This is a genomic window from Pseudomonas sp. NFXW11 (assembly GCF_049887815.1).
GTDB lineage: Bacteria > Pseudomonadota > Gammaproteobacteria > Pseudomonadales > Pseudomonadaceae > Aquipseudomonas.
Genome location: NZ_JAGEKI010000003.1, coordinates 284,641 through 309,411, shown reverse-complemented (window position 1 = coordinate 309,411; position 24,771 = coordinate 284,641). Strand labels below are relative to the sequence as shown.

26 protein-coding genes are annotated in these 24,771 nt (G+C 66.1%); 3 read left to right on the top strand and 23 right to left on the bottom strand.

Features of this window, described 5'->3' with window-relative positions:
* Window positions 1–79 precede the first annotated feature (79 nt).
* Entirely contained in the window at window positions 80–1,498 is a 1,419-nt protein-coding gene (locus J4P02_RS07135) for an FAD-dependent oxidoreductase (protein WP_426188875.1), read from the top strand.
* Between the two features lie 217 nt (window positions 1,499–1,715).
* Entirely contained in the window at window positions 1,716–2,783 is a 1,068-nt protein-coding gene (gene hemE / locus J4P02_RS07130) for a uroporphyrinogen decarboxylase (RefSeq protein ID WP_426188874.1), read from the top strand.
* Window positions 2,784–2,989: 206 nt separating this feature from the next.
* On the opposite strand, the gene J4P02_RS07125 is transcribed toward hemE, so the two are convergent.
* Window positions 2,990–4,216, bottom strand: coding sequence for an MFS transporter (locus J4P02_RS07125; RefSeq protein ID WP_426189008.1), 1,227 nt, complete (start codon window positions 4,214–4,216; stop codon window positions 2,990–2,992).
* Between the two features lie 152 nt (window positions 4,217–4,368).
* Here J4P02_RS07125 and J4P02_RS07120 point away from each other — a divergent pair, with 152 nt between their 5' ends.
* Window positions 4,369–5,268, top strand: a complete 900-nt coding sequence (locus J4P02_RS07120) for a LysR substrate-binding domain-containing protein (RefSeq protein ID WP_426188873.1) — start codon at window positions 4,369–4,371, stop codon at window positions 5,266–5,268.
* A gap of 178 nt (window positions 5,269–5,446) precedes the next feature.
* On the opposite strand, the gene J4P02_RS07115 is transcribed toward J4P02_RS07120, so the two are convergent.
* The 22 genes from J4P02_RS07115 to J4P02_RS07010 all read right to left on the bottom strand — a co-directional run bounded on the left by J4P02_RS07115 (window position 5,447) and on the right by J4P02_RS07010 (window position 24,609).
* A complete protein-coding gene (locus J4P02_RS07115; protein ID WP_426188872.1) occupies window positions 5,447–5,893 on the bottom strand; it encodes an excinuclease in 447 nt (148 codons plus the stop codon).
* Window positions 5,894–5,956: 63 nt separating this feature from the next.
* A complete protein-coding gene (locus J4P02_RS07110; protein WP_426188871.1) occupies window positions 5,957–6,406 on the bottom strand; it encodes a hypothetical protein in 450 nt (149 codons plus the stop codon).
* A gap of 26 nt (window positions 6,407–6,432) precedes the next feature.
* Window positions 6,433–7,659 carry a beta-ketoacyl-ACP synthase gene (locus J4P02_RS07105; RefSeq protein ID WP_426188870.1) on the bottom strand — a complete coding sequence of 409 codons (1,227 nt, stop codon included), beginning with the start codon at window positions 7,657–7,659 and terminating at the stop codon, window positions 6,433–6,435.
* Window positions 7,659–8,387 (bottom strand): 3-oxoacyl-ACP reductase FabG, encoded by a 729-nt coding sequence (gene fabG / locus J4P02_RS07100; protein ID WP_426188869.1) that lies wholly within the window; start codon window positions 8,385–8,387, stop codon window positions 7,659–7,661. Before fabG ends, J4P02_RS07105 begins: the two co-directional genes overlap by 1 nt.
* Entirely contained in the window at window positions 8,384–8,857 is a 474-nt protein-coding gene (locus J4P02_RS07095) for a 3-hydroxylacyl-ACP dehydratase (RefSeq protein WP_426188868.1), read from the bottom strand. The genes fabG and J4P02_RS07095 overlap by 4 nt, the downstream gene beginning before the upstream one ends.
* On the bottom strand, window positions 8,854–10,050 hold the full coding sequence (locus tag J4P02_RS07090) for a beta-ketoacyl-[acyl-carrier-protein] synthase family protein (protein WP_426188867.1): 1,197 nt from the start codon (window positions 10,048–10,050) through the stop codon (window positions 8,854–8,856). Before J4P02_RS07090 ends, J4P02_RS07095 begins: the two co-directional genes overlap by 4 nt.
* A complete protein-coding gene (locus J4P02_RS07085; RefSeq protein ID WP_426188866.1) occupies window positions 10,047–10,532 on the bottom strand; it encodes a hypothetical protein in 486 nt (161 codons plus the stop codon). The genes J4P02_RS07090 and J4P02_RS07085 overlap by 4 nt, the downstream gene beginning before the upstream one ends.
* Entirely contained in the window at window positions 10,529–11,290 is a 762-nt protein-coding gene (locus J4P02_RS07080; RefSeq protein ID WP_426188865.1) for a class I SAM-dependent methyltransferase, read from the bottom strand. Before J4P02_RS07080 ends, J4P02_RS07085 begins: the two co-directional genes overlap by 4 nt.
* On the bottom strand, window positions 11,287–12,534 hold the full coding sequence (locus J4P02_RS07075; protein WP_426188864.1) for an NAD(P)/FAD-dependent oxidoreductase: 1,248 nt from the start codon (window positions 12,532–12,534) through the stop codon (window positions 11,287–11,289). Before J4P02_RS07075 ends, J4P02_RS07080 begins: the two co-directional genes overlap by 4 nt.
* Window positions 12,521–13,696 carry a sodium:proton antiporter gene (locus J4P02_RS07070; protein ID WP_426188863.1) on the bottom strand — a complete coding sequence of 392 codons (1,176 nt, stop codon included), beginning with the start codon at window positions 13,694–13,696 and terminating at the stop codon, window positions 12,521–12,523. The genes J4P02_RS07075 and J4P02_RS07070 overlap by 14 nt, the downstream gene beginning before the upstream one ends.
* Window positions 13,690–16,032, bottom strand: a complete 2,343-nt coding sequence (locus J4P02_RS07065) for an MMPL family transporter (protein ID WP_426188862.1) — start codon at window positions 16,030–16,032, stop codon at window positions 13,690–13,692. Before J4P02_RS07065 ends, J4P02_RS07070 begins: the two co-directional genes overlap by 7 nt.
* Window positions 16,016–16,696 carry an outer membrane lipoprotein carrier protein LolA gene (locus tag J4P02_RS07060; RefSeq protein WP_426188861.1) on the bottom strand — a complete coding sequence of 227 codons (681 nt, stop codon included), beginning with the start codon at window positions 16,694–16,696 and terminating at the stop codon, window positions 16,016–16,018. Before J4P02_RS07060 ends, J4P02_RS07065 begins: the two co-directional genes overlap by 17 nt.
* On the bottom strand, window positions 16,693–17,118 hold the full coding sequence (locus J4P02_RS07055; RefSeq protein WP_426188860.1) for an acyl-CoA thioesterase: 426 nt from the start codon (window positions 17,116–17,118) through the stop codon (window positions 16,693–16,695). Before J4P02_RS07055 ends, J4P02_RS07060 begins: the two co-directional genes overlap by 4 nt.
* On the bottom strand, window positions 17,111–18,655 hold the full coding sequence (locus tag J4P02_RS07050) for an HAL/PAL/TAL family ammonia-lyase (protein WP_426188859.1): 1,545 nt from the start codon (window positions 18,653–18,655) through the stop codon (window positions 17,111–17,113). The genes J4P02_RS07055 and J4P02_RS07050 overlap by 8 nt, the downstream gene beginning before the upstream one ends.
* Window positions 18,636–19,592 carry a glycosyl transferase gene (locus J4P02_RS07045; RefSeq protein WP_426188858.1) on the bottom strand — a complete coding sequence of 319 codons (957 nt, stop codon included), beginning with the start codon at window positions 19,590–19,592 and terminating at the stop codon, window positions 18,636–18,638. The genes J4P02_RS07050 and J4P02_RS07045 overlap by 20 nt, the downstream gene beginning before the upstream one ends.
* Entirely contained in the window at window positions 19,589–20,344 is a 756-nt protein-coding gene (locus tag J4P02_RS07040; RefSeq protein WP_426188857.1) for a glycosyltransferase family 2 protein, read from the bottom strand. Before J4P02_RS07040 ends, J4P02_RS07045 begins: the two co-directional genes overlap by 4 nt.
* Before the next feature lie 31 nt (window positions 20,345–20,375).
* On the bottom strand, window positions 20,376–22,049 hold the full coding sequence (locus tag J4P02_RS07035; RefSeq protein ID WP_426188856.1) for an AMP-binding protein: 1,674 nt from the start codon (window positions 22,047–22,049) through the stop codon (window positions 20,376–20,378).
* Window positions 22,046–22,591, bottom strand: a complete 546-nt coding sequence (locus tag J4P02_RS07030; RefSeq protein WP_426188855.1) for a hypothetical protein — start codon at window positions 22,589–22,591, stop codon at window positions 22,046–22,048. The genes J4P02_RS07035 and J4P02_RS07030 overlap by 4 nt, the downstream gene beginning before the upstream one ends.
* On the bottom strand, window positions 22,588–22,842 hold the full coding sequence (locus J4P02_RS07025; protein WP_426188854.1) for an acyl carrier protein: 255 nt from the start codon (window positions 22,840–22,842) through the stop codon (window positions 22,588–22,590). The genes J4P02_RS07030 and J4P02_RS07025 overlap by 4 nt, the downstream gene beginning before the upstream one ends.
* A gap of 9 nt (window positions 22,843–22,851) precedes the next feature.
* On the bottom strand, window positions 22,852–23,124 hold the full coding sequence (locus J4P02_RS07020) for a phosphopantetheine-binding protein (RefSeq protein ID WP_426188853.1): 273 nt from the start codon (window positions 23,122–23,124) through the stop codon (window positions 22,852–22,854).
* Window positions 23,093–23,914: a lysophospholipid acyltransferase family protein gene (locus J4P02_RS07015; RefSeq protein WP_426188852.1), complete on the bottom strand. Its 822-nt coding sequence runs from the start codon at window positions 23,912–23,914 to the stop codon at window positions 23,093–23,095. The genes J4P02_RS07020 and J4P02_RS07015 overlap by 32 nt, the downstream gene beginning before the upstream one ends.
* On the bottom strand, window positions 23,890–24,609 hold the full coding sequence (locus tag J4P02_RS07010) for a beta-ketoacyl synthase chain length factor (protein ID WP_426188851.1): 720 nt from the start codon (window positions 24,607–24,609) through the stop codon (window positions 23,890–23,892). Before J4P02_RS07010 ends, J4P02_RS07015 begins: the two co-directional genes overlap by 25 nt.
* Window positions 24,610–24,771 lie beyond the last annotated feature (162 nt).

The following is a 24,771-nucleotide window of genomic DNA, read 5'->3' as shown; positions in this document are numbered from 1 at the left end:
TTCGAGGTTTGCCGGGCATAAGTGATCGTCTTGCGGCTTGCAGCTTAGAGCTTGCAGCTGCTGTATAGAGGTTTTGAAAATGGCTGAACGTCTGAACAACGACTTCCAGTTTATCGAGGTCGGGCGCAAAGACCCGAAGAAGAAACTGCTGCGTCAGCGCAAGAAGGAGTTCGTGGAGATCTACGAACCCTTCAAGCCCCAGCAATCGGCCGACCAGGCCCACCGCTGCCTGGGTTGCGGCAACCCGTATTGCGAATGGAAGTGCCCGGTGCACAACTTCATTCCCAACTGGCTCAAGCTGGTGGCCGAGGGCAATATCCTCGCCGCCGCCGAGCTGTCGCACCAGACCAACACCCTGCCGGAAGTCTGCGGCCGGGTCTGCCCCCAGGACCGTCTGTGCGAGGGGGCCTGCACCCTCAATGACGGCTTTGGCGCGGTGACCATCGGCTCGGTGGAGAAGTACATCACCGACACCGCCTTCGCCATGGGCTGGCGCCCGGACATGTCCAAGGTCAAGCCCACCGGCAAGCGCGTGGCGATCATTGGCGCGGGCCCGGCGGGCCTGGGCTGTGCCGACGTGCTGGTGCGTGGCGGGGTGACGCCGGTGGTGTTCGACAAGAACCCGGAAATCGGCGGCCTGCTGACCTTCGGCATTCCAGAGTTCAAGCTGGAAAAGACTGTGCTGAGCAATCGTCGCGAAGTCTTCAGCGGCATGGGCATCGAGTTCCGCCTCAACACCGAGGTGGGCAAGGACGTGACCATGGAGCAACTGCTCGCCGAATACGACGCCGTGTTCATGGGCATGGGCACCTACACCTACATGAAGGGCGGCTTTGCCGGCGAGGACCTGCCGGGGGTGCACGACGCCCTGGATTTCCTCATCGCCAACGTCAATCGCAACCTGGGCTTTGAAAAGTCGGCGGAAGATTTCGTCGACATGAAAGGCAAGAAGGTGGTGGTACTGGGTGGTGGCGACACCGCGATGGACTGCAACCGCACCTCCATCCGCCAGGGCGCCAAGGCCGTGACCTGTGCCTACCGCCGTGACGAAGCCAACATGCCCGGCTCGCGCAAAGAGGTGAAGAACGCCAAGGAAGAAGGGGTGAAATTCCTCTACAACCGCCAGCCGATCGCCATTGTCGGTGAAGACAAGGTCGAAGGCGTGAAGGTGGTCGAGACCCGTCTCGGCGAACCGGACGCCCGTGGCCGTCGCAGCCCCGAGCCTATCCCCGGTTCCGAGGAGATCATCCCGGCCGATGCCGTGGTCATCGCCTTCGGCTTCCGTCCAAGCCCGGCGCCCTGGTTCGAGCAGTTCGGCATCCAGACCGACAGCCAGGGCCGCGTGGTGGCGCCGGAGCAGGGCCAGTTCAAGCACCAGACCAGCAACCCGAAGATCTTCGCCGGTGGCGACATGGTGCGTGGTTCCGACCTGGTGGTGACGGCGATCTTCGAGGGGCGTAACGCCGCCGAAGGCATCCTCGACTACCTGGGCGTCTGATCGCTACCCCTTGTAGGAGCGAGCTTGCTCGCGATCGCGGTGTATCAGCCAACCAGTGATGTTGCCTGACACGCCCCCATCGCGAGCAAGCTCGCTCCTACAGGTCCGTGGGTTGTGGCGCGACAAATTGCCCCCATAGACATAAAGAAACGGCTCGTGCCGTGCCTTTTATGTCCGGCTCTGAGAAAATGTCCCCACTTTTTTTCCGGATGCCGACATGACTGCCCTGAAGAACGACCGTTTCCTGCGTGCCCTGCTCAAGCAACCCGTAGACGTCACCCCGGTGTGGATGATGCGGCAAGCCGGGCGCTACCTGCCTGAATACCGTGCCAGCCGCGCCAATGCCGGCGACTTCATGAGCCTGTGCAAGAACCCCGCGTTCGCCTGCGAAGTCACCCTGCAGCCGCTGGACCGCTATCCACAGCTGGATGCGGCGATCCTCTTCTCCGATATCCTGACCATCCCCGACGCCATGGGCCAAGGCCTGTACTTCGAGACCGGCGAAGGCCCGCGCTTCAAGAAAGTGGTCAGCACCCTGGCCGACATCGAAGCCTTGCCGATCCCCGATCCGCAACAGGACCTGGGCTACGTGATGGACGCGGTCAGCACCATCCGTCGCGAACTCAACGGTCGGGTACCGCTGATCGGCTTTGCCGGCAGCCCCTGGACCCTGGCCACCTATATGGTCGAAGGCGGTTCTTCCAAGGACTTCCGCAAGTCCAAGGCCATGCTCTACGACAACCCGCAAGCCATGCACCTGCTGCTGGACAAGCTGGCGCAGTCGGTCACCAGCTACCTCAACGGGCAGATCCTCGCCGGTGCGCAAGCGGTGCAGATCTTCGACAGCTGGGGCGGCAGCCTGTCGGCAGCGGCCTACCAGGAATTCTCCCTGGCCTACATGCGCAAGATCGTCAGCGGCCTGATCCGCGAGCATGAAGGGCGCAAGGTGCCGGTGATCCTGTTCACCAAGGGCGGCGGCCTGTGGCTGGAAAGCATCGCTGACGCCGGCGCCGATACCCTGGGCCTGGACTGGACCTGCGACATCGGCGAAGCCCGCCGCCGGGTCGGTGGCAAGGTGTCGCTGCAAGGCAACATGGACCCCACCGTGCTCTACGCCAACCCGCAGGCGATCCGCAGCGAAGTCGCGCGCATCCTCGCCAGCTACGGCCAGGGCAGCGGCCACGTGTTCAACCTCGGCCACGGCATCACCCCGGAAGTGAAGCCGGAGCACGCCGGGGCCTTCCTCGAGGCAGTGCACGAGCTGTCGGCGCAGTACCACGTATAAGCGCCAGCCAACAAAAAAACGCCCGGCCTATGCCGGGCGTTTTTTATGGGCGAATTGACGGTGTTGTCCGTTACGTAGGAGCCGGCTTGCCGGCGAAGAGGCCCGTGAGACGTGCGCTGACAGTGCGGGCGCCTTTGCGGGCAAGCCCGCTCCTACAGGCGGGTGGCGTCGAATTTACCGCGGCAGAATAGGAGCCAGCACAGGTCCTACAGCGGTGGCAGTTTCGCCAGCTTCACCGCGATCAACAGCGCCCCCAGCAGCAGCGCGCCGATAAACAGGCCGATGCCATTCCACCCCGCCAGATGCCAGAACACCCCGCCCGCGGTGCCGGCGATGCTCGACCCGGCGTAGTAGCTGAACAGGTACAGCGACGAGGCCTGGCCCTTGGCCTTGGTGGCGCGGCGGCCGATCCAGCTGCTGGCCACCGAATGGGCGCCAAAGAAGCCGAAGGTGAACAGCAGCATGCCGATCAGCACCAGGGCCAGGGGCTGCAGCAGGGTTAGGGCTATGCCCGCCAGCATCAGCACAATGGTGCCCCAGAGCACGCGGCGGCGGCCCAGCTGGTCGGCCAGGGCGCCGATCTTCGCCGAGCTGTAGATCCCCGACAGGTAGACCACCGAAAGCATCCCGACCCAGGCCTGGCTCAGGTGATAGGGCTCGGCCAGCAGGCGGTAGCCGATGTAGTTGAACAGGGTGACGAAGGCCCCCATCAGCAGGAACGCTTCGGCAAACAGCCAGGGCAGGCCGGCATCGCGAAAGTGCATGGTGAAGCCGTCCAGCAGGCTGCGCGGGTGCAGCGAGCGCGGGCGGAAGTTGCGCGATTCGGGAAGGATGCGCCAGAACACCGCGGCGGCGATCAGCGCCAGGCCGCCGATCACCAGCATCGCCGTGTGCCAGCTGACGAAGTCGATCAGCACCCCGGTGATCAGGCGCCCACTCATGCCGCCAATGGCATTGCCGCCGATGTACAGGCCCATGGCCAGGCCGATGTGCTGTGGGTGGATCTCCTCGCTGAGGTAGGTCATGGCCACTGCCGCCAGCCCGCTCAGGGACAGCCCCACCAGCGCGCGCATCAGCAACACGCCATGCCAGCTGGGCATCAGCGCGCTGGCCATGGTGCACAGGGCAGCGGCCAGCAGCGCGGCAACCATCACCGGCTTGCGCCCGATGCGATCGGAGATCGGCCCGGTGATCAACAGGCCCACCGCCAGCAGGGCGGTGGCCACCGAGAGAATCAGGCTGCTCTGCGCCGCATTGATGGAAAAGTCCCGGGACAGCAGCGGCATCATCGGCTGCACGCAATACAGCAGGGCGAAGGTGGCGAAACCGCCGGAGAACAGCGCCAGCACGGTGCGCATGAACATCGGTGTGCCCTTCTCGATGTACACCTCGTTGAGCTGGGCGACCACCTCGTCCAGGGCTGTGGCGGGAATTTCATGGGCAAGGGGGGCGACAGCGGATTTCACGGGAACCTCGGGGGGAACGCAGCCGATCAGGCAATGGAAAAAGCATATAGCTGGCTAATGATCATTTCCAATATATTGTTCGACCTGTTTGATAGCTTTAACGACTCAATGGAGCCCCCATGGAATTGCGTCACCTGCGCTACTTCATCGCCGTCGCCGAAGAGCTGCATTTCGGCCGCGCGGCCCAGGTGCTGGGCATTTCCCAGCCGCCCCTGAGCCAGCAGATCCAGGCCCTGGAACAGGAGGTGGGGGCGCGGTTGTTCGAGCGCACCAACCGTCGGGTCGAGCTCAGCGAAGCCGGGCGCCTGTTCCTCGAAGAGGCGCGGCTGGTGCTGGCCCAGGTGGACAAGGCGGCGGACGTGGCACGGCGTGCGCAACTGGGAGAGCTCGGGGAGCTGAAAATCGGCTTCACCTCTTCGGCGCCCTTCAACTCGACCATTCCCCAGGCGATCTTCGCCTTCCGCCAGCGCTTTCCCGCGGTGCACCTCAAGCTCAAGGAAATGAGCAGCACCCAGGTGGCCGAGGCCCTGGTGGACCAGTCGATCCAGGTTGGCATCATGCGCCCCCTGGCATTGCCCGATTCGTTGTCGGTGGTGGAATTGCTGCGCGAGCCTCTGGTGGCGGTGCTCAGTTCCAAGCACCCGCTGGCCCAGGGCAGTGATGAGGGGCTGCACCTGGCAGCGCTGGCCCACGAGCCGTTCGTGTTCTTCCCCCGCAGCTACGGCAGCGGTCTTTATGCGCAGTTGCTGAGCCTGTCCCGGGATGCCGGCTTCACCCCGCATTTTGCCCAGGAAGCGGCGGAAGCCATGACCATCATCGGCCTGGTGGCGGCGGGGCTCGGGGTTTCGGTGTTGCCGGCGTCCTACCGGCGCATGCGTATCGACGGCGTGGTCTACCGGCGCCTGCTGGACCCGGAGGCCATGACCGCGGTGTGGCTGGTGCAGCGCACCGACCAGGCCTCGCCCATGGCCAAGGCCTTTGTCGAGTTGCTGACCGACAAGACCGCAACCACCTCCTGAGCCGTGCTCGGGGGTGGCCCATGGCGAGCTTGCAGAAAAAAGCCAGGGACAAACACTCTACTTGTGGCGAGGGAGCTTGCTCCCGCTGGGCCGGCTGGCGCACCAGTGTGAAATGGCCCAAAAGGGCAGTGCTATGCACTCCGACGGGAGCAAGCTCCCTCGCCACGGGGCATTCGCCTCACTGCACCTTGGACAAATCACCACGCAGGGCCACGCCGGCCATGATCGCGCCGGCATGGCACTCGTAGGTGCTGGCGTCCTTGCGCTCGCGGCTCTTGTAGAAACTGGCGATATCGGTCACGGCATTGGCGCCGACCTTCTTCGCCGCTTCATGCAGGGTGATCAGCGCCGATTGCAGGGCCCACTCGCAGGCCACTTCATCGGCCTTGCCGAAAGCGTTGGTCTTCTTGTTGGTCACTGCGCCCGGGCTCAGCACCGTGACCTTGCCCGCAGGCTTGGTGCCCGCCAGGTAGAACTTCACGCTGCCGTCGATCTTGCCGGTGCTGATGGCCTCGGCCACCACCTTCTCGAAGGGCAGGTAGTGGGTGGTATCGCGGGCCTGGCTGATGCCGGGCAGGGTGCACAACAGCAGGGTGGCGGTGGCCGCCAGAGTCTTTATACGCATTGCATACTCCTTGACATGAAAGGGGGGCAGGGCGGCCCTGGAATCGGGGTCACAGGGCAAGCGTCACTGCGCTGCGGGGAAGCTCTTGGCCGCAGCGTCGGACAGTTGCTGCGCGGCCCGCTCGTTCTGGTCGTCCCGCAGGTCACGCAGGATGCCCTTGTCCAGCAGGCGCACCCAGCGGATGTAGTTCTTGTGGATCTTGCCGTCCTTGTAGTCCATCTCGCGGCTGTCGCGGTAGAGAATCTTGTAGGCGCTGGCGGAGTACTGGATATCGATCTCGGCGTGGAACTGTTCACGCACGGTGATTTCGGCCTGGATCAGCTCCGGGCTGATGCGTTGCACGGTCCACTTGCGTGCCACCAGGTTCTTCAAAATCGCCTGTTTGACCTGTTCCTGGTCGGCGTGGATGGTGGCCGGGATCACCCGGTTGGGGGTGTACATGCGCTTGCTGGTACAGGCAGTGGTGCTCAGCAGGGCAAGGACGATCAGTGTGGCGCGTAGCAGGGAGGGCATTCCATTTCTCCAGTGGTATCGGGGCATCAGGACCAGCGGCGGAAGATCAACGAAGTGTTGACCCCGCCAAAGGCGAAGTTGTTGTTCATGACGAATTCGTGGCTCATGGCGCGCAGGCCATGCTGCAGGTAATCCAGCTCGCCGCAGCGTGGGTCGATGTTGTCCAGGTTGCAGGTGTGCACGTACAGGTCGCGGTTGAGCATCTCGATGCTGAACCAGGATTCCAGGGCCCCGCAGGCCCCCAGGGTGTGGCCCAGGAAGCTCTTCTGCGAGCTGATGGGCATGCGGTTGCCGAACAGGCTGCTGGTGGCCAGGGTTTCGGCGATATCGCCCTGCTCGGTGGCGGTGCCGTGACCGTTCACATAACCGATGGCCGAAGGTGCCAGGGCCGCGTCTTCCAGCGCCAGCTCCATGGCCCGGCGCATGGTGGCCTGTTCGGGGCGGGTGGTGTGCTGGCCGTCGGCATTGCTGCCGAAACCGACGATCTCGGCGTGGATATGCGCCCCTCGGGCCAGGGCGTGCTCCAGCTCCTCGAGCACCAGCATGCCGCCGCCTTCGCCGATCACCAGGCCGTCGCGGTCGCAGTCGTAGGGGCGCGGGCTGGCTTGTGGGGTGTCGTTCTTCAGGCTGGTGGCGTAGAGCGCGTCGAACACCATGGCCTCGGTGGGGCACAGCTCCTCAGCGCCGCCAGCGAGCATCAGCGGCAGGCGCCCGAACTTGATCGCCTCATAGGCATAGCCGATGCCCTGGCTGCCACTGGTGCAGGCGCTGGAGGTGGGAATCAGGCGTCCGGTAAGGCCGAAGAAGATGCTGATATTGGCCGCGGTGGTGTGGGGCATCATGCGCACGTAGGAGTTGGCGTTGAGCCCGTCGGCCACCGAGTTCAGCAGCATGTTGCCGAAGGCCTTGATCTCGTCGGTGCTGCCGGTGGAGGAGCCGCAGGCCACCCCCATGCGCCCGTCCTGAATCAACGAGTCGCCCAGCAGCCCGGCATCGGCCAGCGCCCGTTCCGCAGCGCCCACCGCCAGGCGCGAGACCCGGCCCATGCTGCGCAGCTGCTTGCGGGTCCAGTGCGCAGGCACCTGGAAGTCGTCGATAGGCCCGGCCAGGCGAGTGTTGAGCTCGCTGAACCTGTCCCACTCGTGCATGCGTCGGATGCCCGTGCGGTTGGCCGTGAAGCGCTCGACGATGCTGGCCCAGTCGTTGCCCAGGGAAGTGATGCCGGCCATGCCGGTGACAACCACGCGTTTCATCAGCACAGGCCCCCGTTCACCGCCAGCACCTGGCGGGTGATGTAGGCCGCTTCGGCGGACATCAGGAAGTTCACCGCGCCGGCCACCTCTTCGGGGGTGCCCATGCGCTGTGCGGGAATCATCTTCAGCAGTTCTTCCACTGGTACGTTTTCGTCCAGCATGGCGGTGTCGATCAGGCCCGGGGCTACGCAATTGACGGTGATCTTGCGCTTGCCCAGCTCGATCGCCAGGGCCTTGGCGGCACCGATCAGGCCGGCCTTGGAGGCGCTGTAGTTGACCTGGCCGCGGTTGCCGATCAGCCCCGAGACCGAGGTGATGCAGATGATCCGCCCCGGTGCGCGACGGCGAATCATCGGCATCATCACCGGGTGCAGCACGTTGTAGAAACCATCGAGGTTGGTGCGCAGCACCTGGTCCCAGTCCTCTTCGCTGAGGGCCGGGAAGGCGCCGTCGCGGGTCAGGCCGGCGTTCAGCACCACGCCGTAATAGGCGCCGTGGGCTTCAACATCGGCCTCCAGTGCGGCCTTGCAGGCTTCGCGTTCGGACACGTCGAATTGCAGGATGCGGGCCTTGCGACCCAGGGCCTCGACCTCGCCCTTGACGGTTTCGGCTTCGCTGCGGCCACTGCGGCAGTGCAGCACCAGGTCATAACCGGCCTGGGCCAGACGCAGGGCGATGGCACGGCCGATGCCACGGCTGGAGCCGGTGACCAGTACGGAGTCAGTCATGACGGAGTTCCTGTAGAAGAAGCGGGTGTTTCATGCAGATAGTCGGCGGCCTGGGGCGGGCGGAACACGTTCAGCCGGGCGCTGGCGCTGATGCCGGGGCCGCTGAGGTGGCATTCGAACACGCCCATGCCGTTGTCGTCTTCGAGGGAGCGCAAGGCGTGGATTTCCAGCAGGCTGTCGACCGGGAAATGCTCGACATTGCATTCGAACTTGCGGGTGCCCAGGAGAAAGCCCAGTTCCACCGCCTGGCCTTGCTGGCGGGCCCGGCAACCGGCATAGGCGGCCACGCTCTGGGCCATCAGCTCGACCCCGACCCAGGCCGGCAGGCTGCCGTCGGCACGGTTGAACAGGCCACCGGGGCGAACCTTGAGGCGGGTACGGATCTGCTCTTCATCGAACGCCAGGACCTGATCGATCAGGATCATGTCGCCAGCGTGGGGCAGCAGTTCGGCGAGCGGCCAGTCAATCATGGGGCGTCTCCGATAATCAGGCTGACGTTGTTACCGCCGAAGGCGAAGGAATTGCTCATCAGGCGACGTGGGGTTTGCGCGCCCAGGCGCTGGCTCCCGTCAACCCAGTGCAGGGCTGGCAGGGCCGGGTCGGGCTGGGCGTCCCAGACATGGGGTGGCAAGGCCTGGTCGGGGTTGTCGGGGCTCAGGGCCAGCCAGCAGAAGGCCGCTTCCAGGGCCCCGGCGGCGCCCAGGGTATGGCCGCTCATGGGCTTGGTCGAAGAGCAGGGCACGCCCTCGGGAAACAGCTGTGCCACCGCCAGGCTTTCCATGGCGTCGTTGTGCTGGGTGGCGGTGCCGTGCAGGTTCAGGTAATCGATCTGCCCCGGCTGCAGCCCGGCGTTGTGCAAGGCCTGGCGCATGGCCTGCAAGGCGCCGCGGCCGTCGGGAGCCGGGGCGGAAATATGGTAGGCATCGGAGCCGGCGCCGCTGCCCAGCAGGGCAATGGGGGCACTCGGACCGGGCTCCCGGGTCATCAGGAACAGCACCGCCGCTTCGCCGATATTGATCCCGTCGCGGTTGCGCGAGAAGGGATTGCAACGCTGCTCGGACACCGCCTCCAGGGACGTGAAACCGTTCAGCGTGAGCTTGCACAGGCTGTCGACCCCACCGCACAGCACGGCATCGCACAGGCCCAGGTCGAGCAGGCGTCGAGCGCTGATCAGGGCCCGGGCGCTGGAGGTGCAGGCGGTGGAAATCACATAGGCCGGGCCAGACAGTTGCAGCCACTCGGCAAGGAAGTTCGCCGGGGCGCTGAGCTCCTGTTGGCGGTAGTCGTAGTCCGCCGGGAATTGCCCGTCCTGCAAGTAGCGGGCGATACCGCGACTGGCCTCGTCGATGCCCGAGGTGCTGGTGCCCAGGACGATGCCGATACGGCCGCTGCCATGGCGCTGGATGGCCTGGCGGATGTCGTCCTCGATCTGCCGCGTGGCTTCCAGCAGCAACTGGTTGTTGCGGCTGCTCTGTGCCTCCAGGCCTTGCGGCATGGCCGCCAGCGGGCCGCGCACCGCCGCCACCGGCAGGTTGCGCGCGGGCACCCAGTGGGCTTCGTGGCGCATGCCCGAGCAGTCGCCGGCCCACAGGCTGCGGGCGACGTCCTGGCGATTGCGGCCCAGGGCGCAGATCAGGCCCAGGGCATTCAGGTAGGCCGTCATGGGGTGGCCTCGGTGCTCAGTGCGGTGATGTGGTAGTGCGGGCCTTGGGACAGGTTCAACAGGAAATCCAGAGGTTGTTGATAGTCGATCCGCCAGCGTGGGCCGAGGGTACGTTGCTGCTGCTGTTGCCGTGCTTGCGGGTAGTTGGCCGCCAGCTCGCGCTCGGGGGTGAGGGCGAACAGCAGTGCGGCGAACAGTTCCCGGGCTTCGGGGTTGGGCGGCAGCAGGCCATCGGCCTGCCACTGGCCGCGCACCAGGCGCTGGCGGGCCTGGGGAATGCCCAGCGGGTCCATCAGCGACCAGCGCAGGTCCGCGCCTTCGGCCTGGATCACCAGCAGCCAGTCCTGGCGCTGGCCCTCGGCCAGGCGCTGCACATGCAACTGCAATGGCAAGGCCAGCGATGGGCTGCGCTCGGGCAGCGGCGCCTGACTGACGCAGGCGCTCAGCAACAGGACACAACCGAGCAGCAGGGCGCGGATCATTCGGACAGGCCTTCCTCGGCAACAGCAGGGTTCAGGGGTTTGCGCGCCACCACATTGACCAGGGTTTCCTCACGCTGGCCCACGGGTGGCGGGCGGCGCAGGCCAAAGCGTTCCAGCAGGCCGAAGTCCTTGGAGCGACTCCACCACAGGTAAGGATAAGACAGGTTCTGCGGGCCGAATTCAAAGCCCTGGCGACGAATCATCTGCAAATATTCGTCGGCGCTCTTCTGCACGTGCATCGGGTGGCGGAACAGCCAGCGAATCACCCAGGTGTCGATATAGGCCTCGGTGGACTCGGCGAACAGCAAGTAGCCCCCGGGCTTGAGCACGCGATAGAACTCGGCCAGGGCCTTCTCCTGCTCCACCAGGTGATGGAAGGTCTGGTGGCAGAACAGCAGGTCGACGCTGGCATCCGCCAGTTTCAGGGTCGCGCAGTCGCTGCCGATCAGTTCCACCTCCAGCTGCTGGCGCCGTGCTTCCTCGGCGCTGAGCTTGAGGCTATGGGGGTCGGCATCGATACCGATCAGGCGCCCGGGGGCGAACACCTGGCGCAGGTACTGGAACGACTTGCCCTGGCCGCAGCCGGCATCCAGCAGCACCGGCTGGCTGGGCGGCTGCTCGTCGAACAGCGAGCGCAGGTCATTGATCGCCACCCGCAGCACATGGTGCTGCCAGGTGTGGCTGCGCAGGAACCAGAAGCCGAAGCGGGTTTCCTCGACATAGCTGTCGCTGAGGAACTGGGTGGATTGATCGTTCATTGGCTGTCCCTCGCGCACACTTGCGAAAGGGCCTTGAGCCGGCGCTTGGGTTCGCTGACGAAGGGGTTGCGTTCATCCCAGGCATAGCCGGCGAGGATCGAGCTGATCATGCGGCGGATTTCCGGCGAGCTGCCCGGGTGGTAGATCACGTCCTGGAAGGTGCCGTCGTACCAGCCCTCGACGTAGCAGCGGAAGGTGTCGACCCCGCGCTTGAGCGGCTCGGCAAAGTCTTTCTGCCAGTCCACGCTTTGCCCCTGCAATTGCCGGTGCAGCACGGCGGCGGCCATGCTCGAGGAGCGCATGGCGATGGTCACCCCGGACGAGAACACCGGGTCGAGGAATTCCGCGGCATTGCCCAGCAGGGCGAAGCCCGGGCCGTGCAGGGTGCTGACGTTGGCCGAATAGCCACCGATGGTCCGCGCCGGGGTGTCCCACTGGGCGTATTGCAGGACCTTGGCCAGGCTCGGGGTTTCGGCGATGAAACCCCGCAGGCAGGCGTCCAGGTCGCCATCGCGGCCGGCGAAGTGCTCGTCGGCGGCCACCACCCCCACCGAGCAGCGGCCGTTGCTGAAGGGGATGCTCCAGAACCAGATGTCGCGGTGCACCGGGTGAGTGGTGATCAGGATCTTGTTGCGGTCGAAGTGTTCGCAGTCGATGCGGTCTTCGATATGGGTGAACACCGCGCGGCGCACCGGGAAGTTCGACGGCGCCTCCAACTCCAGCAGGCGCGGCAGGACCCGGCCATAACCGCTGGCGTCGAGGATGAAGTCGGCCTCGATGCGGTACTGGCTGCCGTCCTCGCGACGGCAGTCGAGCTGTGGCAACGGTCGATCGACGTCCACCGCGACAATCTCCTCGCCGTAGCGGATTTCCACCCCTTGCAGGGCGGCCTGGTCGGCCAGCAGCTGGTCGAAGTCGGCGCGTTGTACCTGGAAGGTGGTGGGCTTGCCCTGGCTGAAGGTGTCGCCGAAATCGAAGCTGCTGTAATGCTCGCCCCAGGCGAAGGCCGCGCCATTTTTCAGCTGGAAGCCGGCGGCCTGCACCGCTTCCAGCATCCCGGCTTCCTCGACGAAATCCAGGCAGTGGGACAGCAGGCTTTCGCCGATGGAGAAACGCGGGAAATGCTGCCGCTCGACAATCAGCACGTCGTGGCCCTGGCGCTTGAGCAGCGCAGCCGCGATGGCCCCCGAGGGGCCGGCACCGATCACCACGACCTGGCGACGTTCCATTTCAACTCTTGGCACTGGGGCTCCTTGCCGGTTGGGCGATATTCAAATTCAAAGGGTCCGAGGGCGCTCGGTGCAAGCCGGCCAGGGCCGGCAGCAGGGTGGCGATCAGGCCCATGAGCATCAGCGCGAAGTACAGCGCCGGGCTGATCAACTGTTGTTGCAGCAGCAAGTTGAGAAAGACGATCTCGCTCAAGCCGCGGATGTTCAGCAGCAGGCTCTCGCGCCAGCGGCTGGCGCCGGCAAAGGAGTCGCCGGCCCAGCGCAGGCCCAGCCAGTTGCCCAGCAGCTTGCTGGCGATCGGCAACAGCAGCAGCGCCGCCAGTTGCACCCAGCCGAGGCTGTCCATGGCGCTGTGCACGTTGATCTGCACGATGCCGAAGGTGAGGATCAGCGGGATGGCGACATAGGTCTGCAAGCGGTTCATCCAGGCAGCCTGTAACGGCAGCACCAGCGGCAGCTTGAGGGCGGCCATGCACAGCAGGTAGCCGATGCCGAAGATCAGCGCATTGAGCCGGTAGTGCTCGGCCACCACCAGCAGGCCGAAGAAGCCCAGGCTGTGCAGCAGCGGCTGGCGCAGGCCCAGGGTGCGCAGCAGCAGGGGCAGGCCGGCGCCAGCCAGGGGCAGCAGCAAGCTGGACAGGTGCAGGCTGCCCTGGGCCAGGGCGAACAGGCTCCAGCAGCTCAGGTCGATGAGGATCGCGGTCTGCACCAGGCGCCGGGTAGCCGCCGGCGGGTAGTGGATATGCCGCAGGTACAGGTAGAGCACCGGAATCGCGGTAATGGCGAACAGCAAGCCCACCGCCAGGGAACTGATCCAGGGTTGTGCCGGCAGCAGCCAGCAGGCCGTGGCCAGGCCGCAGGCGAAGGGGATGGCGAAGCTCGGCACGGCGATCTTCAGGCTCTGGCGCTCCAGGCGCAGGTCGATCACGTCGCTGAGGATATGCCCCAGCAGCAGGGCGAAGCTCAGCCCGTACAGATGCTTGAGCCAGGCCGGCGATACCAGCTGCGCGCCGCTGAGCTGCCAGTGGGGTTCGATCCACAGCAGCATCAGCAGCGGCAAGCCAATGCTCGCCAGCAGCAGTTGGCTGACGATGGGGATCAGCCCCAGGTAGCGGCCAACATGGGTGGCCAGGGCGAACAGCGCCAGGGCCAACAGCCAGAACAGCAGGGTCAGCATTGGCTGGGCTCCTCGGCCGGCGCCGGGTGCGGGCTGTGCCCGGCCCAGGGCGCGAGGATAAAGCTGAAGGCCAGCCCCAGGCTCACCGCCAGGCCGAAGTTGCTCACCGCCGGGGTGCTGGAAATCGCCAGCAGGCCGAACGACAGCCAGGTGGTCAGGGCTGCCAGCAGGGTGCCCAGCAGGCTCACTGCGGCGCCTCCGATCTGCTCGCGCATGAGGATCGCGTAGTCGACGCTGATGGCGGTCACCAGCAGCAGGCCGAACAGGCTGAACAGGGTCAGCGGCTGCCCCAGCCAGCCCAGGCTGGCCAGGCTGCACAGGGCCGCCAGCAGGGGCAGGGCCACCAGCCGCAGGGCGCCGCCAAGGCCGAACGGCAGGATCAGCAACAGCACGATCAGCCCGCAGGAAGCCAGCTTGAGTTCGGCAGCGCTGACCTGGGTCGCGGCGAACACCCGGTTCAGTTCGCCAAGGCGATCCACCAGTTGCACGCCGGGCAAGTCGTCGCCCTGGAGTCGCAGCAGCGCCGCGTCGTTCAGGCCTTGCAGGCTGACCATGGCCGCCACACCGTCGGCGTTGGCGCCCAGCCACAGCGGCCGATAGGGTTCGGCCAGGGGGCCGGCCAGGGCGCTGTCGATATCGCTTGTGGGCAGGTCCTGCAATTGCTGCAACTCGGTTTGCAGCGCCGCCAGCGGCACACCCAGCTCCAGCAGTGGCTGCCAGAAGTCCGGCAGGCGCTTGAGCGCTTCACGCACCCGCTGCTGTTCCACGGGTTGGCTGAGCAGTTGCTCCAGGGACAGATAACCCTTGAGCTTGCCCAGGTTCACCAGCTGTTGCAGGCGCTCGTCCAGGGCCTGCAAGCGTTGCAGCAGCTGTGGCTGGTCGGCGGCGCGCACCAGGAAGAACTGGCTGGTGGGCTGGTAGCCGGTGATCCGCGCAATGGCCTGGGCCTCTTGCTGCAGTTGCGGCGGCGCGCCGACCCATTGGCGAATGTCGTTCTTGCTCTCGAGCTGCCACAGGCCGGCGGCACAGAACAGCCCCAGCAGCCCCAGCAGCACCGGGCTCGGCACCCGCTTGAGCAGCGCCGCGCGAACCTTGAGCAGGGCTTCGCTGACCCGCAGCGGCCATTGCGCCGGGCGCAGTTCCACGCCCTGCAGCAGCGCTGGCAGCAGGCACACCGCCGACAGATAGGCCCCCAGCAAGCCGGCGGCGGAGAACACGGCGATCTGGGTCAGGGCCGGGAATGGCGTCCAGGCCAGGGCCAGGTAACCGATGCAACTGGTGATCAGGCTCAGGCTCAGCCCTGGCAGGGTCAGGCGCAGCGCTGGCCAGCTGCGCCAGGGTTTCAGGCTCCAGCTCTTGGACAGGTAATGCAGCGGGTAGTCGACGGCCACGCCGATCAGGCTCGAACCCAGCACCAGGGTCATCACGTGCATATGGCCGAACAGCGCCACGCAGGCCACCGCACCGAACAGCATGCCCACCAGCACCGGGACAAAGGCCAGCAGGGCGCGCCAGCGGCGGAAGGCCAGCAACAGCAGCAGCAGAATGCCCAGGGTGGCGCCGCCACCGACCCAGGTGATTTCCCGGCTGGCCTGCTGCTGGCCGTTGGCCGCGTACAGCAAGCCGCTGGCAGCCAGCAGCTGGACATCGCTGTGGCTGGCCAGCTCACGGCTGTGGCGCAGCAGTTCGGCCACTTGCAGCGGCAGTTGCATATCGAAGGCGTTGCCGCCGGTATGGGCCCGCAGCAGCACCCAGTGCTTGCCGTCGGCCTCGGCCACCAGCGCGCCGCTGCCGATATCCAGTTGCACCGCGCCGTGTTGCGGCTGGCTGTTCTGGATGCGTCCGGTCAGGCCCAGCCAGTCGTCCTGGCTGGGCACCAGGCTGAAGCCGCCGAAGGGGTCGAAGAGGTTCTGCACTCGCTGCTGGATAAAGGCCTGGGGCTGCTGGATCAGTTGCTCGCGGTCCGCCGCGCCGAGCATCGCCAGGCGGCCTTGCAGCAACTGAGTGCGCAGCGCCGGCAAATCGGCCTGGAGGTTCCACTGGACCTTGTCGAACAGGCCGCTGGCCTGCCATTGCTCGGCCAGTTGCCGGGCCAGGTCCAGGGCCTGCTGGCGCTGGGCATGGCCCACCAGCACCAGGATCTCTCGGTTCAGCGGTTCCTGCATGCGCTGTTCGGCTTGCAGCTCCAGGGCATCCGGGGCGGTGCCGGGCACCAGCTCCATCAGGTTGGCCGACAGCGGCGCACCGTGGCGCCATTGCCAGGCCCCCAGGGCCAGGACCGCCATCAGCAGGATCAGGAAAGCGCGGGGCAACCAGCGTTCACTCGGCAAAATCATGTTGCTCCGCTTCGCTCAAGGCCTGGGCGCTGGTGCTGTCTTGCATGATCAGCAGGGTGCGGTCGCCCTGGGCTTCCAGCAGTTCAATGCGCTGCACCAGCTCGCCGCCGTCGATATTGATCTGGGTGAAGATCTGTTGCAGCAGCAACGAGCGTGGAATCAGCTGCAATTGCCAGGCTTGCGCGCTGCCCTTGAGCTTGAGTTCGAAGTCCCGTTGCAGGCCGCTGCTGTCGCCTTGCAGCACCGCCAGGAACAGGCGGTTCTGCTCGGCGCCGGCGCTCTTGCCCGGGAGCATCTGCCAGCCGCCGCCATCGCGTCGGGCGATGCCCTGGCCGGTGATGCGGTAGTCCTGTTGCAACGGGGTTTGCAGCAGCCACAGCAGGCCGTGGTTTTTCGCCAGGACAAAGTGGCCCTTGCTGGTCAACGGCTGGGGCAGGGCCCGCAGGTGTTTTTCCTGGATGAAACGGCCGTGGATCACCTCCGGCCGCGACAGCTGATCGCTCAGTTGCTGCAGGTCGAAGGCCTGGGCCAACCCCGGTACCACCAGCAACACCAGCAGCGTAGGAGCGAGCTTGCTCGCGAACCTGCGCACCAGGGTGCTCAGCATCATGCAATGGGCCGACAGACCGACGATTTTCGCGAGCAAGCTCGCTCCTACGGTCATGTGAGGGCCCTCGCCACGGCATCGGTAAACACCTTGGGCGAGGCCAGCTGCATTTCCCGGCTGGCGATTTCCACCGCCACCTGCACCGAGCTGGCGCGGGTCAGGCGCTGACCGCTGGCCAGGTCAGTGATCAGGTAGTTGATCTTCAGGCGGTTTTCCCATTCCACCAGGCTGGCGCGCACGTTCAGGGTCTGGCCGAACACTGCGCCGCGCACATAGCGCAGCTGCAGGTCGATCACCGGCCAGGCATAGCCGGATTCGAGCATCTGGTTGTAGTTGTGCCCGAGCTTGTCCAGCAGGGCGCAGCGGGCGACTTCCAGGTACTTGACGTAATGCCCGTGCCAGACGACGTGCATGGTGTCGACGTCGAAGAACGGCACCAGGATCTGGGTGTCAGCGTGAATCACTCCCGTGCTACGCATGCAGCCTCCAGTGTTGCTCGGCGATGCGTTGCAGGCACAGGCGCAGCTCGCCTTCCAGGGCGCGGTCCTCGATCACCGGGGCGAAGTCCTCGGCCAGTTGCCGGTGCATGGCATCCAGGGCCGGCGGCAACGGCCGCGCATCAGCTTCCTGGCTGCGCAGCCAGACCCCTTGCTGGGCTGCGAGCAGGGTCGCGGCAGCCACTTGCTCGGTGAGTTCCAGCACGCGGATGGCGTCGCGGGCGGCGATGGTGCCCATGCTCACCTTGTCCTGGTTGTGGCACTCGGTGGAACGGGAGAACACGCTGGCGGGCAGGGTGTTCTTCAGGGCTTCGGCAGTCCAGGCGCTGGCACCGATCTGCACCGCCTTGAAGCCGTGGTTGAGCATGGCGCGCTCGGCGCTGGCGCCGGACAGGTTGCTCGGCAGGCCGTGGTTGTAGCGCACGTCCACCAGCAGCGCCAGTTGTCGGTCCAGCAGGTCGGCGACGTTGGCCACCAGGTTTTTCAGGCTGTCCATGGCGAAGGCGATATGCCCGCCATAGAAGTGCCCGCCGTGCAGCACGCGCTCGGCCTCGGCGTCGATGATCGGGTTGTCGTTGGCGCTATTCAGCTCGGTCTCGATAAACGAGCGCAGCCAGTTCAGGCTGTCCGCTAGCACCCCCAGCACATGAGGCGCGCAGCGCAGCGAGTAGCGGTCCTGTAGGCGATGCAGGGGCGCAGTGGGGGCGTCGATGGCCAGGTCCTGGCGCAGCCAGGCGGCCACTTGCATCTGCCCCGGGTGCGGTTTGGCGGCGAACAGGCGCTCGTCGAAGTGCTCCGGGTTGCCTTGCAGGGCCACCACGTTGAGGGCGGTGATGCGGGTGGCCAGGCGCAGCAGGTAGTCGGCCCGGGCGAAGGCCAGGCAGGCCAGCCCGGTCATCACCGCGGTGCCGTTCATCAGCGCCAGGGCTTCCTTGGGCCGCAGCACCAGAGGTTCCCAGCCCAGCTCGCGATGCACCTCGGCGGATGCCCGGCGTTCGCCGCGGAACAGCACCTCGCGTTCGCCGGACAGGGTCGCGGCCACATAGGACAGCGGCGTCAGGTCGCCACTGGCGCCCACCGAGCCCTCCTGCGGGATCAGCGGCAGGATGTCCAGCTCGAGGAAGGCTTGCAGGCGTTCCAGCAGTTCCACACGCACCCCGGATACCCCGTGGCACAGCGACTGCAAGCGCGCCGCCAGCACCGCGCGGGTGGCCTGGGCGTCCAGCAACTGGCCCAGGCCGCAGCCGTGGAAGGTGTACAGATGACGCGGCAGGGCCTCGACATGCTCCAGGGGCACGGCTACCACGCAGGAATCGCCATAGCCGGTGGTGACGCCGTAGATCACCCCTTCCTTGTCCAGCAGGGAATCGAGGAACTGCGCGCCCTTGGCGATCCGCTGGCGCCAGGCGGCGTCCTCTTGCAGGCGCGTCGGCACCTGGCGGTTGGCCAGGGCCAGCACGTCTTCGATGCGCAGGGGGTGTTCGCCGAAGGTTACCGGCTCATGGGTCGAGGTCGTCATCGGTCTTCCAGAATGGGTAAAAGTTGAACCATTGTTGCGGGGCCTGCAGGCAGTACTGGCCCAGGCGCTCGGCGTAGCGGGCAGTCCAGTGGGCGATCACCTGCTGGCGGTCGTTGCGCTTCCATTGCACGGCCTCGGCGAAGGGCTCGAGGATCACCTGGTAGCGGCCCTGCTGCTTCAGGCACAGCAGCAGGTTGACCGGGCACTTGAGCAGCCCCGCCAGCAGCCAGGGGCCCTGGGGGAAGGCGGCCGGGTAGCCGAGGAAATCCACCCGTACATTGCGCCCGCCGTGCAGTGGCACGCGGTCGCCGGCAATCGCCAGCCATTCGCCGCGATCCAGGCGCTGGCTCAGTTGCAGCATGATCGCCGGGTCCAGCTCGCTGACCTGGATCAGCCGCAAGTTGCTGGCCCCGGCTTCACCCAGCAGGCGGTTGAAGCGTTCGGCGTGCTTGGTGTGCACCAGCACGTTCATGGTCACCTGTTCTCCCAGCTCGGCCAGGGCCCGGCACACCTCCAGGTTGCCCAGGTGTGCGCCCACCAGCATCTGCCCGCGTTCACCGCGCAGTTGGTGGCGCAGCAGTGCCGGGTCGATGATCTCGATCTGTTCGATGCGCAGCTTGCCGTTCCACACGTCGAGCTTGTCCAGCAGGGCGTCGGCGAAGGCCATGAACTGGCCGAACACCCTCCACTGGCTGGGGCGCAATTCATCGCGCCCGCTCCATTGCGCCAGGCGCTGCTGGTACTGCCAGATGCTGCGCCGGGCGCGGCGGCCGAACAGGAAGAAGTACAGGACTATGGCGTACAGCACCGGGCTCAGCAGCCGGCGCCCCAGTACCCGCACGCCGAAGGCGGTGAGCTTCATCAGCCAGAAGCTGCCGCGTTCCCGGTGTTCGGCCCAGTGTTCGCTGTCGGGTTCCTTGAGTGGCTCCTGGCTCATGCTTGCCACCGGCGCCAGAGGATCAGCGGCAGGCGCAGCAACATGCCGAAGAACAGCTTGGCGTGCATCTTCGAGATCAGCGCGTTGTCGTGGAACAGGCGGAAATGCGACAGGCCGTCCTCGGGGTAGTGCACCCGGGTCGGCAGCCAGTGCATGGGCTGGTTGCGCCACGACAGGCGCACCAGGATCTCCGGGTCGAAGTCCATGCGCCGGCCCAGTTGCACCGAGTCCAGCAGCGCCAGGGTCGGGGCCAGCGGGTAGACCCGGAAGCCGCACATGGAATCGGGAATTTGCAGCGACAGGCTGTTGATCCACACCCACACGTGGGTCAGGTAGCGCGCATACAGGCGGCCCTTGGGCACGCTGGCGTCGTACTGTGGATAACCGCAGATCAAGGCTGCGGGAGCGGCCTGGGAGTGACGGATGAAGTTATCCACAGCCTGCAGATCATGCTGGCCGTCGGCGTCCACTTGCAGGGCGTGGCTGAACCCCAGGTGCGCGGCTTCCCGCAGCCCGGCCATCACCGCACCGCCCTTGCCCTGGTTGAGCGCCAGGCGGATCAGGAACACCTGGTCGCGCTCGGCCAGCTGTTCCAGCACAGCAGCGCAGGCCGGGCTGCTGGCATCGTCCACCAGGACGCAGGGCAGGTTTCTCGCCAGCAAGGCTTCGACCACCGCCGGCACCGCGGTTTCGTGGTTGTAGACAGGGATTACGGCGCAAGGGGCGTAGGGCGTTGGGCCCTTCGCTGGCAAGCCAGCTCCTACAGTCGCGGAGCGGGAAGCGTTATCCACAGCTGGCCTCCAGGATGATCCGCCCGCTGGAGCAGGGGGCGCCGTCATTCAGGTAGGCGAAATACAGTTTCTGGCGCTGGGCGTCGAAGCGCAGGTTGAGCTGGATGCGGTCTCCGGGGCGTACCAGCTGCTGGAATTTCAGCACTTCCATGCCGGCGAAGCGGCCTGGCAGTTCCAGCAATTGCTGGCCCAGGCTCAGGGCCCAATCCACCTGCACCACCCCTGGCAATACCGGGGTCTGCGGGAAGTGCCCGCTGAAGTAGGCCAGGTCCGGCGGGATCGCCAGTTGCAGTTGCCACTCGTCTGCGTGCTGCGCTTGCTCCAGCACTTCCGGCGCTTGCGGGCGCGGAGCCAGCAGCAGGGCCTGGACCTCGGCCTGGGGCAGCTTGCCCTGGCTGTTGAGCGGCAGTTGCCGCACCAGGCGCCAGCGTCGCGGCAGGGCCAGGGCTTCGCAATGCCCGGCCAGGTGCTGGCGCAGGGTTTGCGTCAGCTGGCGCCGGCCCTGGTTGCGCAGGGCATGCAGGCCGGCTTCGCTGAGCACCAGCAGGGCGCCGAGGTAGGCGCGGTTGTCCTCGATCACTCCAAGGCGCGCGTCGCTCACCCACTCGTGGCTTTCCAGCGCCTGTTCGAGCATGGGCAGGGAGATGCGTTTTTCTTCCAGCTTGACGATGCGGTCCAGGCGCCCCAGCAGCTCGAAGCGGCCATCGGCGGCGATCCGCGCGGCGTCGGCGCTGTGTTCCACATGCCCGGCCGGCAGGTAGGGCGAGGCGATCATCAGCGCGCCATCGGCATCCTGGCTCAGTTGCACTTCGGCGAAGGGTTGCCACAGGCTCTGGTCCTGGCGCCAGGCGATACCGCCGGTTTCCGAACTGCCGAGGATTTCCGTCGGCCTTTGCCCCAGGCGCTGTTGCAGGCTGGCGGCCGCTTCGGCGGGCAAGGCGCCGCCGGAGGAAAACACCCGGCGCACCGGGCTCAGGGCCGGCCAGTCGAGGTTGTCGCCCATGCGCTTGAGCAGCGCCGGGCTGGCCACCCAGGCGAACGCCGGGCATTCACGGCTGGCCCGTTGCAAGTCTTCGGGGAAGGGCAGTTGGCGGCGCACGAACGGGCGCCCGGCGCACAGCGGCCAGAGCACGCGGAACAACAGGCCGTAGATATGCTGGGTGGCGACGCTGCCGATGATCCAGGCCTGGCCCAGGTCGGCGCCCCACAGCTGTTCCAGGGCCGCCACCTCGTTGGCCAGCTGGCGCAGGTTCTTCTCGATGCGCTTGGGCGCGCCGCTGGAACCGGAGGTGCACAGGCTCAATTGGCAGGCGTCCAGGTCCAGCGCGGCGGGCGCCAGGGGTGTGGCGGTGAGGGGGGCCAGGGGCGGGTCCAGGTCGGTCAGCCACAGATCGACTTGTGCCGCCCAGCGCTGGCGGGTCTGGGCTTGCAGGTCGGTGGGCAGCAGCACGCTGACCCCGGCGCGCCAGGCGCCGAGCAGGGCCACAGCCAATTCCACGGCATCTTCCAGATGCAGCGCCAAGCGCCGTACACCGCGCGCTTGCAGGGCCGCGGCGAGACTCAGGGCGCGCTCTTGCAGCTCTGCCAGGTCGATCTCGGGGGCGGCGCTGACCCGGCGCGGGGTCGGCGTCTTGAGCAACAGCTGCTCAAGGGGAATCCAATTCATCTACGGCCTCGTACCCGTTGTCGTAACAGCCATTCAATGGCAAACAGCAAACCCATCAGCCCGTAGGCGATCAGGCCGTTGTACAACGTCCACCAACTCAGCGGCGCCCACAGGGTCAGGGCCGCGGCGAGCACTCCGTTACAGAGGAAAAACACACTCCAGGCGACGGTCACCTGGCGCGTATAGCGTATGGCTTTCTCCGGCAGCTCCGGCTCGCTGAGGCGGGCCAGGCGTTCGGCCACCGGTGGGCCGTACTTCAGGCTCAGGCCGAACAGGCCGAGCATGAAGGCGCTGATCAGCACCGGGTACCAGCGCAGCAGCGCCGGGTTGTCGAACCAGGCCAGCAGCAGGCAGAAGACGATCGCCGCCAGGGCCATCCACAGGCTGCCGGGACGACGTTCGCCGGTCAGCGCCCGGGCCAGCCACAGGCCGCCCAGCAGCAGGCCGAACTGCCACGGAGCGAAGTGCTCCATGCCGAAATACACCGCGAAGGGGTAAAGCAGGCCGGCCAGCAACAAGCCCAGGCCGATCAGCCGGCTCATGCGGCCGGCTGGACCAGGCGGTAGACCGCCTCGACCACGTCGTTGACGGTACGCACCGACTTGAATTCCTCGGCGGCGATTTTCTTGCCGGTCTGGCGCTTGATGTGGTCGATCAGGTCGACCGCGTCGATGCTGTCGATTTCCAGGTCCTGGTACAGGTTGGACTCGAGGCTGATGCGCTCGGGCGCCAGTTCGAAGAGTTCGACCATGGCATCGCGCAGGGTGTTGAAGATGTCGTCACGGGTTTGCATGGTCGGTTCTCAAGCTGCCTGTTTTGCAATGACGAACGCCGCAAGGCTCGCCACGTTACTGAAGTGGTTGCGGGTGTCCTTGGCGTCGGCGTCGATCTTGATGCCGTACTTTTTCTGGATCGCCAAGCCCAGTTCCAGGGCGTCCACCGAGTCCAGGCCGAGGCCTTCGCCGAACAGTGTCTGGTCATCGCCGATGTCCTGGGCGCTGATGTCTTCGAGGCCCAGGGCGTCGATGATCAGCAGTTTGATTTCAACGATCAGGTCCGGGTGTGTATCGCTCATCTCTGGCGAGCTCCTTGATGAAGTAGTGGTGCAAGTGCTCATTGAGCTTGCGCGAAGCCTGAGGCGCCGGGCCTTGGGCGGCAAAGGTCTGTGGGTCTATATCGGCACCGACCTGAAAACTGAAGTGCACGCGGCGTTGCGGGATGCGGTACCAGGGCTCGGCCTTGGTCAGGGTGGTGGGGCTGACCCGGATCACCACCGGTGTGATGATTTTCGCACCGCGCAGGGCAATCGCCGCCGCCCCCCGATGAAAGGCCGGCGTGCTGCCCGGTTGGGTCCGGGTGCCCTCGGGGAAGACGATCAGGGTCTGGCCCTGCTGCAGTGCTCCGGAGGCCGCATCGAGCATGTCCATGCTGCCGTCGTTGCTGATGTATTGGGTGGCGCGCACCGGGCCGCGGGTGAAGGGGTTGCTCCACAGGCTCTGCTTCACCACGCAGTTGGCGTCACGCACCAGGCCGATCAGGAACACCACGTCGATCAGCGACGGGTGATTGGCGATGATCATCTGTCCCGGCCGCCCCAGGCGCTCGGCGCCCTGTACGTCATAGGTGAGCACGCCGCTCCTGGCCATGAAGCGGATAAACAGCCAGAACAGCTGGCTGACGGTCTGGCGCGCGCGGCGGCGCCGACTGGCGGCATCGCCGGGCAGGCAGGCGAGCAGGGGGAAAATCACCAGGCGCAGGCACAAACCACCTATTCCGAACAATGCAAAGCTCAGAGCGGTGGCCAGCAGGCGCCAATGGTAGGCATCGCGGCCCTTGGCGTTCAGTGCTTGCGTTGCCAGGTCCATACACGATTCATCCAGGCATGTTGGCAAAGGGACTGCGAGCCGAGCAGCATCCGCAGCAGGTTCAGGGCATGGGGCCAGGGAGCCCTTTGGATTTGACCGTCGTGGCTGCCCAGTGATAGCTGCCAGTCGTCGCCCGGGGTCAGCAGCAGGCCCAGGGCGTAGGGAAAGGGCACGTCGTCGATCCAGCTGGCATAGGCTTCGGGCGGCTGTTCCTCGGTGATCACCAGCAGCACCTGGGGGGCGCCATCGGCCAGCAGAGTGGCGGCTTCCAGCAGGCCGTGTTCCAGGCCATCGCCGGCGGCGGCCAGGGCGGTCATTTCACTGGTTTCGCCACGCATGATCGACCACAGGCCGATCACCGCGTTATGCACCGAAAGGCTGAACTGGGTCGGCGACAGAGGCTGCTCGGCGGCCAGGTCGCTGAGGATGTCGAAGGTTCTTGGGGTTTCGCCATGCCGCGACACGAACACCAGCGGCAGTTGCTCGAGGCCCTCGGCCAGGGGCCAGGCAACGCTGAAGGCCATGCGTGCCAGGCGGCTGAGACGGCGCCGCTGCATGGCGGGCAGAAAGGACACATCGGGAACGGCATCGCTGCTTTGCGGCAAGGCTGGCTGCTGGCTCCAGGCTTGCCAGGCGTCCACGCTTTCGAGCCCAGGGGCCCACGCGCGCCATTGAGCGATGTTGAACTTGATCACTTGATTTCATCCCGCCCCTGCGGGCTTCCTTGACGCGGTATATCGCTTCGAGCGGCGATTCACCTGGGTGACGCGATAGCGTCAGTGGCGCGCATTATCCCGGTGCGACTGGCTTGTAGCAAATGCTCCATGGCCTGTTGGTCGCAAATAGAGAATATTCCC